Origin of the sequence: Halorientalis sp., assembly GCF_028275115.1 — an archaeon.
Lineage (GTDB): Archaea > Halobacteriota > Halobacteria > Halobacteriales > Haloarculaceae > Halorientalis.
The window spans coordinates 1-12,130 of the sequence record NZ_JAQCNH010000116.1; the positions used below are offsets into that span (position 1 = coordinate 1).

The 12,130-nt window shown below is 61.6% G+C and carries 8 protein-coding genes, 1 tRNA gene and 1 pseudogene; 8 read left to right on the forward strand and 2 right to left on the reverse strand.

The genetic code is table 11. The annotated features are described in order from the left end of the window. Positions 1-146, reverse strand: a pseudogene (locus Q0964_RS15450) (group I intron-associated PD-(D/E)XK endonuclease); the annotation flags it as partial. Between the two features lie 117 nt (positions 147-263). Then, a tRNA-Asp gene (locus tag Q0964_RS15455) sits at positions 264-336 on the reverse strand. Positions 337-622: 286 nt separating this feature from the next. Between Q0964_RS15455 and Q0964_RS15460 the strand changes: the two genes are divergently transcribed. From Q0964_RS15460 to Q0964_RS15495, 8 genes are all read left to right on the forward strand, one after another. Then, on the forward strand, positions 623-850 hold the full coding sequence (locus tag Q0964_RS15460; protein ID WP_299269294.1) for a DNA-directed RNA polymerase subunit H: 228 nt from the start codon (positions 623-625) through the stop codon (positions 848-850). Next, complete coding sequence (locus Q0964_RS15465; protein ID WP_299269295.1) at positions 851-2,416, forward strand: DNA-directed RNA polymerase subunit B''; 1,566 nt, start codon at positions 851-853, stop codon at positions 2,414-2,416. A gap of 86 nt (positions 2,417-2,502) precedes the next feature. Beyond that, a complete protein-coding gene (gene rpoB / locus Q0964_RS15470) occupies positions 2,503-4,329 on the forward strand; it encodes a DNA-directed RNA polymerase subunit B (RefSeq protein ID WP_299269297.1) in 1,827 nt (608 codons plus the stop codon). Beyond that, positions 4,329-7,247: a DNA-directed RNA polymerase subunit A' gene (locus tag Q0964_RS15475; RefSeq protein ID WP_299269299.1), complete on the forward strand. Its 2,919-nt coding sequence runs from the start codon at positions 4,329-4,331 to the stop codon at positions 7,245-7,247. Before rpoB ends, Q0964_RS15475 begins: the two co-directional genes overlap by 1 nt. Positions 7,248-7,249: 2 nt before the next feature. Continuing rightward, positions 7,250-9,961, forward strand: coding sequence for a DNA-directed RNA polymerase subunit A'' (locus tag Q0964_RS15480; protein WP_299269300.1), 2,712 nt, complete (start codon positions 7,250-7,252; stop codon positions 9,959-9,961). A 5-nt stretch (positions 9,962-9,966) separates the two neighbouring features. Then, positions 9,967-10,392 carry a NusA-like transcription termination signal-binding factor gene (locus tag Q0964_RS15485; protein ID WP_299269302.1) on the forward strand — a complete coding sequence of 142 codons (426 nt, stop codon included), beginning with the start codon at positions 9,967-9,969 and terminating at the stop codon, positions 10,390-10,392. Positions 10,393-11,259: 867 nt separating this feature from the next. Beyond that, a complete protein-coding gene (locus Q0964_RS15490; RefSeq protein WP_299269304.1) occupies positions 11,260-11,688 on the forward strand; it encodes a 30S ribosomal protein S12 in 429 nt (142 codons plus the stop codon). Beyond that, positions 11,688-12,130, forward strand: a 443-nt coding sequence (locus Q0964_RS15495; protein ID WP_349254477.1) for an uS7 family ribosomal protein, incomplete at its 3' end; no start/stop codon positions are given. The genes Q0964_RS15490 and Q0964_RS15495, both read left to right, overlap by 1 nt.

The window sequence follows — 12,130 nt, forward strand, 5'->3', positions numbered from 1 at the left end:
CAGCCGGTTTTGCACTGTACCCGGTAGAGTTCGGACGCTGTGTCGACGATCAAACCGTACCTGCCGTTGTCACCGAACGGTATCGAGACGCTGTAACCCCGAGCAATCGACGCGTGGATAATCCTGGCTTCGGCCATGTCCCCGGTGTCTTTCGTGTTGCTCGGCGCTGTGACTCCTTGTGTTCAAATCCCCTGCCGTATTCTCGGCTCACGAACGCGAGAACACGCTACGCGGTTCCTGCGGGACAGTTCGCCGAGAAAATACGCCCGGAGCGGGATTTGAACCCGCGTCACAACCGTGACAGGGTTGTATGATGGGCCACTACACCATCCGGGCAAACGCATCTTTCAGTACCCGGGTACCGGTATTAAGACTTTCCAATGCAATCGGCGTCGTCACCTGTTCCCACGGCCCACCGCCGCCGGGCCGCGCGTCACCGAGACTCACTAACCCAAACTCATATGTGCGCAGTTCTCGTATATTCGAGCGAATCAGTCTCTTCCCCGGTGACGGGGGTCGCATAGCCGCGCTCGGCGGATTTTGACAAGATTTAAATATACCCAACCACAAACACGCTGTAGTATCTCGTGACAGCAACTTTCTCCAGCCACTCAGGCCACACATGGTAGACGTAAGCGAACACGAACTCGTGCCCGACCACCGCGTTCTCGACGACGAGGACCTCGAGGACGTGCTGCAGGAGTACAATATCGACCAAACAGACCTGCCGAAAATCAAGCGTGCGGATCCGGCCCTCCCCAAAGGGGCCGACGTGGGCGACGTTATCGAGATCGTCCGTGACTCTCGCACTGCAGACCAGGCAGTCGTATACCGTCTCGTGGTAGAATAAATGAGAATCGATGATAGACGCGCGATTTCGCGTGAGTACTTTTCGAGGGAACGGCTCGCAGAACACCACTTCCGGTCGTTCAACGCATTTCTCGACCGGGGAATGCAGGAGGTCGTCGACGAGAAGGCGACCATCGAGACGGACATCGGCGACAAGGAGGGCGAAGAGCCAGTCTACGTTGAACTCGGCGACGTCCGCGTCGTCACGCCCCGCGTCCGAGAAGCGGACGGTTCAGAAGAACTCCTGTATCCCCAGGAGGCCCGCCTCCGGAATATCACCTACGCCGCACCGGTGTTCATGGAGATGCGGATTGTCAAGGGCGGCGAGGAAGAGGAAGAACACGTCGTTGACCAGACCGAGACCAAGATCGGCCGGATGCCGGTCATGGTGGGGTCGAACAAGTGTAATATCTCCGGGTTCACGGAGAACGAACTGATCGACATCGGCGAGGACCCGGCCGACCCCGGGGGCTATTTCTGTGTCAACGGCTCCGAGCGTGTCCTGATGACCAGCGAGGACCTCGCGCCGAACAAGATCCTCGCCGAGTACGACACGAAGTACGGCGACGAGATCCAGGTCGCGAAGACCTTCTCACAGCGCCGTGGCTATCGGGCTCTCGTACTCTGTGAACGGACCCGTGACGGCATCCTGGAAGTTTCGTTCCCGTCGGTTTCGGGGAGCATCAACTTCGTCACCTTGGTACGTGCACTCGGCCTCGAATCCGACGAGGAGATCGTCCACCGGGTCAGCGACGACCCGGAAATCGTGAAATTCATGCTCGAGAACCTGGAGGCCGCCGAGGTCCAGACGACCGAGGGGGCAATCGAGACGCTCGGGAAACGCGTCGCGAGCGGCCAGGGCAAAAACTACCAGCTCAAACGCGCCAACTACGTGATCGACCGATACCTCCTGCCACATCTCCACGAGGACGGGGTCGATGAGGAGGAGGTCCGGATCAACAAGGCGTACTACCTCTGCCGGATGGCCGAGGCCTGCTTCGAGCTGGCTCTGGGCCGGCGCGAATCCGACGACAAGGACCACTACGCTAACAAGCGTCTCAAAGTCTCGGGCGACCTAATGAAAGACCTATTCCGGACGGCGCTGAACAAGCTGGCACGGGACGTCAAATACCAGCTCGAGCGCGCGAACATGCGCAATCGACAGCTGTCGGTCTCCACCGTGGTCCGCTCGGACGTGCTGACCGAGCGGCTGGAACATCCCATCGCGACGGGTAACTGGGTGGGCGGCCGGTCCGGCGTGAGCCAACTGGTCGACCGGACGGACTACATGGGCGTTCTCTCACACCTCCGGCGGCTCCGGTCGCCGCTCTCCCGGAGCCAGCCACACTTCGAGGCGCGTGACCTGCACGCGACCCAGTGGGGCCGAATCTGTCCCTCGGAGACGCCCGAGGGCCCTAACTGTGGGCTGGTGAAGAACTTCGCACAGGCCATGGAACTGTCACAGAACGTCGAGGACGAACAGGAGCTGAAACACGAACTCGCGTCGATGGGCGTCTCGGGAATCCCGGGAATCGAATCCATCGAGCAGGCACCTGCGGACGACTAACACATGAGTACGACACGACATTCCAACTCGCAACGCTTCGCGGGCTGTGACTGGTCGGTTCATGCTCGACACCAGGGGTGTCTCGCATGAGCCAGGGACGAGACGCAAAAGTGTACGTCAACGGTAGTCTGGTCGGGACCCACCCCGCACCGGAGAAGCTCGCGGATGACATTCGACAGGCCCGCCGCCGGGGTGACGTCAGCGAGATGGTCAACGTCTCGGTGAAAGACCGCACCGACGAGGTCATTGTCAACGCCGACGCCGGGCGGGCGCGCCGCCCGCTAATCGTCGTCGAGAACGGTGAACCGCTCATCTCCGACGAGGAGGTCGCCGCGCTCAAAGCCGGCGAACTCGGATTCGAGGAACTGGTCGACCGGGGCTACGTCGAGTTCATCGACGCCGAGGAGGAAGAAGACATCCTCGTCGCCGTCGACGAGGACAGCGTAACCGACGATCATACCCACCTGGAAGTGGACCCGCAGCTGATCTTCGGGATCGGTGCCGGAATGATTCCCTACCCCGAACACAACGCCAGTCCCCGCATCACGATGGGGTCGGGGATGATCAAGCAGTCGCTGGGACTGCCAAGCGCGAACTATCGGATTCGCCCGGACACGCGCCAGCACCTCCTGCACTACCCACAGCTGTCGATGGTCAAGACCCAGACCACCGAACAGATCGGCTACGACGACCGGCCGGCGGCTCAGAACTTCGTCGTCGCCGTGATGAGCTACGAGGGATTCAATATCGAAGACGCACTCGTCCTGAACGGCGGTTCCGTGGACCGCGCGCTGGCGCGGTCGCACTTTTTCCGGACCTACGAGGGCGAGGAACGCCGCTACCCTGGCGGACAGGAGGACCGCTTCGAGGTCCCCGAAGACGACGTGCGCGGGGCCCGCGGCGAGGAAGCCTACACCCACCTCGACGAGGACGGCCTCGTCAACCCCGAGACACGGGTCGGCGAGAACGACGTGTTGCTCGGAAAGACCTCCCCGCCTCGCTTCCTGGAAGAACCCGACGACATGGGCGGACTCTCTCCCCAGAAGCGACGGGAGACGAGTGTCACGATGCGCTCCGGCGAGTCCGGGGTCGTCGACACCGTCACGCTCATGGAAGGCGAAGACGGTTCGAAACTCTCGAAGGTCAAGGTACGCGACGAACGCATCCCCGAACTCGGAGACAAGTTCGCGTCGCGACACGGCCAGAAGGGTGTCGTCGGCCACATCGCACCGCAGGAAGACATGCCCTTCACCGAACAGGGCGTGGTGCCGGACCTGATTCTGAACCCGCACGCGTTGCCCTCCCGGATGACGGTTGGCCACGTGCTGGAGATGCTCGGCGGCAAGGTCGGTTCCCTCGAAGGTCGGCGCGTCGACGGGACGCCCTTTACCGGCGAGAACGAGGACGAACTCCGGGACTCGCTCGAAGACCACGGTTTCAAATCGAGCGGCAAGGAGATCATGTACTCGGGCGTCACCGGGGAACAGATCGAGGCCGACATCTTCGTCGGGACGATCTTCTATCAGAAACTTTACCACATGGTCTCGAACAAGTTGCACGCCCGCTCGCGCGGGCCGGTGCAGGTACTGACTCGTCAGCCCACCGAGGGACGCGCCCGCGAGGGTGGCCTGCGTATCGGCGAGATGGAACGCGACGTGTTCATCGGACACGGCGCGGCGATGACGCTGAAAGAGCGCCTGCTCGACGAGTCCGACCGCGAGTGGATCTACGTCTGTGCTCAGTGTGGTATGACCGCCGTCGAGAACGTCGAACAACGGCGGGTTTACTGTCCGAACTGTGAGGAGGAGACGGACATCCACGAGGTCGAGATGTCCTACGCGTTCAAGTTGCTCCTGGACGAGATGAAAGCACTCGGGATCGCACCCCGAATCGAACTGGAGGACGCAGTTTAATGAGTCAACACGCACCCAAAGAGATCGGCGAACTCAACTTCGGGTTGATGGACCCCGAAGAGTACCGGGACATGAGCGCCACGAAGGTCATCACGGCCGACACGTACGACGACGACGGGTTCCCCATCGACATGGGGCTGATGGACCCGCGACTGGGCGTGATCGACCCGGGCCTCGAATGCAAGACCTGCGGCAAACACTCCGGGTCCTGTAACGGCCACTTCGGACACATCGAGCTCGCGGCTCCCGTCATCCACGTCGGGTTCGCGAAGCTCATTCGACGGCTCCTACGCGGGACCTGTCGGGACTGCTCGCGGCTCTGTCTCGACGAGAACGAACGCGACGAGTTCACGGGCCGTCTGCGACGCACTCGCGAACTCGGCAACGACCTCAACGACGTGACCAAGGCCGCTATCCGACAGGCCCGCAAGAAGGACAACTGTCCGTTCTGTGGGGGCAAGCAGTACGACATCAACCACGAAAAACCGACGACCTACTACGAGGTTCAGCAGGTCCTGTCCTCGGAGTACCCCGAGTTGATCGCCGAGGCGATGGAACCCGACCCCGACGACGAGGACGACCGCGGCGTCTCACCCGTCGCACTCGCCGACGACACCGGGATCGACCAGAGCCGGATTCAGGAGATTCTCAGCGGCGAGTTCCGCCCGCGCGAGGAGGACCGCAAAGCAATCGAGCGTGCGCTGGACGTGGACCTCACCGAGGAGGACATGAATAAACTGATGCCCAGCGACATCCGGGACTGGTTCGAGGACATCCCGGACGAGGATATCCAGGTGCTCGGCATCAACGCCGAGCGCTCACGGCCCGAGTGGATGGTCCTCACCGTGTTGCCGGTGCCGCCGGTCACCGCGCGACCGTCGATCACGCTCGACAACGGCCAGCGTTCCGAGGACGACCTCACGCACAAACTGGTCGACATCATCCGGATCAACCAGCGGTTCATGGAGAACCGCGAAGCCGGTGCGCCACAGTTGATCATCGAGGACCTCTGGGAACTGCTCCAGTACCACGTCACCACGTTCATGGACAACGAGATCAGCGGGACGCCGCCGGCCCGGCACCGCTCCGGCCGGCCGCTCAAGACTCTCTCCCAGCGCCTGAAGGGCAAGGAGGGTCGGTTCCGTGGCTCGCTGTCCGGAAAGCGTGTCAACTTCTCGGCGCGGACCGTCATCTCACCCGACCCTACGCTCTCGCTGAACGAGGTCGGTGTGCCCGACCGGGTCGCGACCGAGATGACCCAGACGATGAACGTCAACGAGCGCAATCTGGAGGAGGCACGCCGCTACGTCTCCAACGGGCCGGAGGCCCATCCGGGCGCAAACTACGTGAAACGGCCGGACGGCCGCCGGCTGAAGGTGACGGAAAAAAACTGCGAGGAACTGGCCGAGAAAGTCCAACCGGAGTGGGAGGTCTCCCGACACCTGGTCGACGGTGACATCATCATCTTCAACCGGCAGCCGTCGCTGCACCGGATGTCGATCATGGCTCACGAGGTCGTCGTGATGCCGTACAAGACGTTCCGGCTGAACACGACCGTGTGCCCGCCGTACAACGCGGACTTCGACGGCGACGAGATGAACATGCACGCTCTCCAGAACGAGGAGGCCCGTGCGGAGGCCCGCGTTCTGATGCGCGTCCAGGAACAGATGCTCTCGCCGCGGTTCGGTGAGAACATCATTGGCGCGATTCAGGACCACATTAGCGGGACCTACCTGCTGACCAACCAGAACCCACAGTTCAACGAGACGCAGGCGCTCGACCTGCTCCGGGCGACCCGGATCGACGAACTGCCCGAGTCCGACGGCACCGACGATGCCGGCAACGAGTACTGGACCGGCCGGACGGTGTTTTCGGAGCTCCTGCCGGACGACCTGAGCCTCGAATTCCTCTCCTCGGCCGGCGACGAGGTCGCCATCGAAGACGGTCAGTTGCTATCGGGCACCATCGACGAGGACGCGGTCGGCGCGTTCGGCGGAGAGATCGTCGACACCATCGCCAAGGTGTACTCAAAGACGCGTGCGCGAATCTTCGTCAACGAAGTCGCTTCGCTGGCGATGCGCTCGATCATGCACTTCGGGTTCTCGATCGGAATCGACGACGAGTCGGTCTCGCCGGCCGCCGAAGCACAGATCGACGAATCGATCGAGAACGCATATGCCCGTGTCCAGGAACTCATCGAGACCTACGACCGGGGCGAACTGGAATCCCTGCCCGGCCGGACGGTCGACGAGACGCTGGAGATGAAGATCATGCAGACGCTGGGCAAGGCTCGAGACTCCGCGGGCGACATCGCGGAGGAACATTTCGACGACGACAACCCTGCGGTGGTCATGGCCGAGTCCGGTGCGCGTGGGTCGATGTTGAACCTGACCCAGATGGCCGGGTGTGTCGGCCAGCAGGCGGTCCGTGGCGAGCGAATCAACCGCGGCTACGAGGACCGAACTCTCAGCCACTACAAGCCCGACGACCTCTCGGCAGAGGCCCACGGCTTCGTGGAACACTCCTACCGGGGCGGCCTGAATCCGCGGGAGTTCTTCTTCCACGCGATGGGTGGCCGCGAAGGGCTGGTCGACACGGCGGTGCGGACCTCCAAGTCCGGCTACCTGCAGCGTCGACTGATCAACGCCCTCTCGGAACTGGAGACGCAGTACGACGGGACGGTCCGGGACACGTCCGACACCATCGTCCAGTTCGAGTTCGGTGAAGACGGCACCAGTCCGGTGAAGGTTTCCTCCGACGAGGACAACGACATCGACGTCGAGCAGATTGCCGACACTGTCCTCGACTCGGAGTTCGACAGCGACGAAGCCAGACAGCAGTTCCTTGGCCAGGAACGCTCGCCGACGAACCTCTCGGAACACGCCGACGACTGGTGGATGGCCCAGAGTGACGACTAATCATGAGTGAGATAGACTACGACCCACAGCAGAAGTTTGACGACGTCGGCGACGACATCGAGGTCGTCGTCGAGGACACGGAATTGCCCCGACGGCTAAAGACGAAGGTCTACGCGACCGTCGACAAACGCGGTACCGGCGTCGAGGACGCCGACCAGATCGCAAAGGCCGTCGAAAACCGGTACATGAACACCCGCGTCGATCCGCTCGACCCGGTCGGGACCGTCAGCGCCCAGTCCATCGGGGAACCCGGAACCCAGATGAGTGTGCCCTACGACGAGCGCGTGATCGTCCGTCGCGGAGACGAAACTGACGTGACCGAGATCGGATCACTCGTCGATGGGCTGCTCCACGTTCGGGACAGTCAGCGGATCGACGACCACGAGATCGCTCGCGCCCCGGAGCAAATGGAAGTGCTATCGCTCCGGGCCGACGAACAGGTCGAGTGGAAGCCCGTCGAGGAAGTCAGTCGCCACGACGCGCCGGACGAACTACTCCGGTTCGAGTTGGAGTCGGGGCGGACGATTCGGGCGACGAAGGCTCACTCGTTCGTGACCCGCGAGGACAACGAAGTCGTCCCCGTGGACGGTAGTGACCTGAGCGAGGGTGACTGGCTCCCCGTTGTCGGCGAGTTCGACGGTGCAGAACTGGACGAAATCGATCTTCGGGAGTTCCTCCCGACGGACGAATACTGGTACACCTCGACGCTAACCGATGGCGGAGCTGTCACACACCCCGGTGGCGAGGATCAACTCCGGAACAAGCGCCAGGCACTCGAATCGGGTGACCTCGACGAACACGCCGTGTATCCGCGACAGGGAACTGTCTCGCTCCCGGAGCGGTTCCCACTCGACGAGGGTACCGGCTTCTTCGTCGGTGCGTTCCTCGCCGAAGGGAATCTGACCGATCACTACGTCTCGGTCTCGAACGTCGACGAGGACTTCCAGGCCCGAATCCGGGCGTTTGCCGACCGGTTCGATCTCACCGTCAACGAGTACGAGAACGACAGTGGTTTCGCGACCGGCTACGACATCCGTGTCAACGGCACTATTCTGGTCGATCTCCTGCAAGCCGCGTGTACCGAGGCTGGCGAGAAAGTCGTACCGGACTTCGCGTTCGGTGCGACAAACTCGTTCGTCCGCGGTCTCCTCTCGGGATATTTCAGCGGCGACGGGAACGTCGCAGAGCGTGCCCTCCGGTCGAGTTCGACTGCCGAGCGACTCAGCGAAGGTATTGCGCTGCTGCTCGCTCGTGTCGGTGTCTATGCCACCCGCGGAGAGCAGGATGGATCGCATACGCTCCGCGTTCCGACCAAGCACGTCCGCCGATTCCACGAGAAGGTCGGGCTCGTCGGTGCGCGTGGCGACCAACTCGCGAAACTCGCGTCCGAAGTCGATCCGGACGGACCGGACGCGACGGACCAGATCCCGAACTTCGGGGACGTACTGAAAGACGCCGCGACCGCTGCCGGCATCCCGTCGCGCCAAGTCCACAGTGCGCACGAACGCCAGCGGATCGGTCGGAACCGACTCGCCCGTCTCGTCGACGAGATCGAGAGTAGCGCCGACGACGCTGACCTCGACGCGCTGAAGAGGGCCGTCGACGGTGACGTGATCTGGGAACGGATCGACTCCATCGAGACGGTCAAACCTGACCGCGACTACGTCTACGACTTCTCGGTGTCCGGGTTGGAGACGTTCACGACGGCACAAGGTGTCGTGACGCACAACACGATGAACACGTTCCACTACGCGGGCGTCGCGGAGATCGACGTGACTCAGGGTCTCCCACGACTTATCGAGCTAGTGGACGCCCGGAAGGAACCGGACACCCCGATGATGACGGTCCACCTCGAAGACGAGTTCGCGAAGAACCGCGAGCGCGCACACGAGGTCGTCTGGAAGATCGAGGCCACGCGCATCCTCGCGCTGGGTGACATCTCGACGGACGTGGCCGATATGCTCGTTCGCGTCGATCTCAACCCTGACACGCTTCAGGAGCGCTGGCCTACGGTAGACAACCTCGCGGAGATCGTCGGCGAGATCTCCGAGACTATCGAGTCGACGTTGGGCGTCGACGTGGTCCAACTCGACGAGACGACTATCGAGTTCGGCCCCGACGAGCCCAGCTACCGGGAACTTCTGCAACTCGTGGAGGACCTCCGGGAAATCGTGTTCAAAGGTATCGAGGACATCGACCGCGTCGTCATCCGCCGTGAAGAGGTCGACGGGAGCGAGGACGGCGAGTTCGTCCTCTACACGGAAGGGTCCGAGCTGGGGAACGTCCTCGGCATCGAAGGCGTCGACGCCTCGCGCTCGACATGTAACAACATCCACGAGATCTACCGTCAGCTGGGCGTCGAGGCCGCCCGTGAGGCTATTATCGAGGAGACGATGAACACGCTCGAAGAGCAGGGGCTCGACGACGTGAACATCCGTCACCTGATGCTGGTCGCGGACATCATGACGAACGACGGTACCATCGAGTCGATCGGCCGCCACGGTATCTCCGGGTCGAAAGACTCCGTCCTCGCCCGGGCGGCGTTCGAGGTAACGGTCAATCACCTGCTCGACGCTGCCATCCACGGCGAGGTCGACGACCTCAACGGCGTCACGGAGAACGTTATCGTCGGCAAGCCGATCAAACTGGGGACCGGCGACGTGAACCTGCGGATGGGTTCGGAGCCTGCACGTGACGGCGAAGGGGCCGACTGACCGCGATGACCATCTCACTCTCGGACCGTGAACGCCAGTTTCTCGCCCGCTTCGAGGACGAGGTCGGCGTCACCGTCCGGGACTGCGTGGTCGACGAGGTGTACAAGCGTATCCTCTTCGTCGTCGAAGTCGGAGAGATGGCCGAAGCCATCGGCCCTGGTGGACGGAACGTTGAGCAGGTCGAGGAGGACCTGGGCTGGAGTGTCGAGTTGATCGAGAATGCGGACACCGCCGAGGCGTTCGTGGCGAACGCGCTCGCACCGGCGGCGGTGTACAACGTCACGATCAGCGAGAACGAGGACACGGTGGCCTACGCGGAAGTCGACCACGACGACACCGGCGTCGCCATCGGCAACGACGGCAAGAACATCGAGGCCGCCCGCCGGATGGCGAAACGGCACTTCGACGTGGACGATATTCAGCTAACCTAAACTTTTATTTCGTTGGGTTCGCGCCGGAGGCGCGAACCGCTCTCTGCTCACGGGCGACTTCGCCGCCCGTTCGCACGGTATGCGGAACCTTCGGTCCCGCACCACTCGCAAAAAGTTAGTATAAAAACTACCCGCGAGTCGCGTCCTCGGCGCGTTCGCGGCGAACCGCACCCCATTCGATCGCGCGGATGCTAATTTCAGAGGAGAACAAGTACAACGGCCGATACGGCAGCCCTGCAAACCTACCACTGTCAGTTCTACCAGATCGCGTTAGTGTTCTCGGAGGGCTGCTGGATATAGAGCGCGTATTAATCACTACTCTGCTCAAAGTCACACTGCGTATTTGACTCTTTTCTATGAGATTGATTAACACTGGTACCAGACTGTTCTAACTGTTTTTTCTTTCTCAAAGCCTGTTGCTTCAAACCTATTTTTATATGCGTGCCAACCAATCGTAAGAAGCAGACAGGGCAACAGTCATCTGGCCGCTCGTAGTAACAACCAGAGCGTTCACTTGGCCAATGGTAGCGGTCTTGATGACTCATCGTATAATCAAGTAAGCCAGCATCCATGTTCAAACAGTTAGCACAACTTCAGAACGAGCAACACCGTCCCAGATGAATTTACGATTGCTGACTGTATTCTCTGTATTCAGCACGCGGCTATTAACAGAGACTGGGTAGGTCGGTGATTGAAACGATACATCGTTCCGCGGTTCACCGACTGCGAGGCGAAGCCGAGCAGTCGGCCTTTCTTACCCACGTTTTTGCGCCGAGCGGTTCGCGCTCTGCGCGAACCCGATGCTGAAAAAGGTGGTCGTCGAAAAAGATGGCGTTTAAGTAGCCTCGTTGGGTATAAATGCGTACTATGGCAAACGGCAAATATGGCGCGCGCAAGCTCCGGAAGGACCGTCAGAAGCATCGGTGGTCCGACTCGAAGTACGCGCGCCGAGAGCGGGGACTTCGGGAGAAGTCCGACCCTCTGGAGGGCGCACCTCAGGGTCGCGGTATCGTGCTCGAAAAAACAGCTGTCGAGGCCAAACAGCCCAACTCCGCGGTCCGGAAGTGCGTCCGCGTCCAGTTGATCAAGAACGGCAAACAGGTGACCGCATTCTGTCCGGGTGACGGTGCTATCTCCTTTATCGACGAACACGACGAGGTCACCATCGCCGGAATCGGTGGCGCGAAGGGTCGCGCGATGGGTGACCTCTCCGGTGTCAACTACAAGGTCGAAAAGGTCAACGGTGTGTCGCTGATCGAACTCGTTCGCGGGAACGCGGAGAAACCGGTTCGATAATGTCCAGCGACGCACCCGAGCCGGAGTCTCCTGCCGGCACCGACGACGAGGAGAGTGCGCCCGCGCTGCTGTTCGGGCAGTGGGAGGTCACGGACATTGAGTACTACGACCCCTCCACCGAACGTTACATTACGGTCACACCTATTGCCCACACGATGGGTCGCCACGCTGGCAAGCAGTTCAAAAAAAGCGAGATCTCTATCGTGGAGCGACTGATCAACCGGCTGATGCAGACCGACGAGAACACGGGCAAGAAACAACAGGCAACCCGGATCGCGCGAGAAGCCTTCGATATCGTCCACAACCGGACCGAGGAGAACCCGGTCCAAGTTCTCGTGCAGGCCGTCGAAAACAGCGCGCCCCGGGAAGAGACCGTCCGTCTGAAATACGGTGGCATCTCCGTCCCGAAGGCCGTCGACGTCGCACCGCAGCGCCGAGTCGA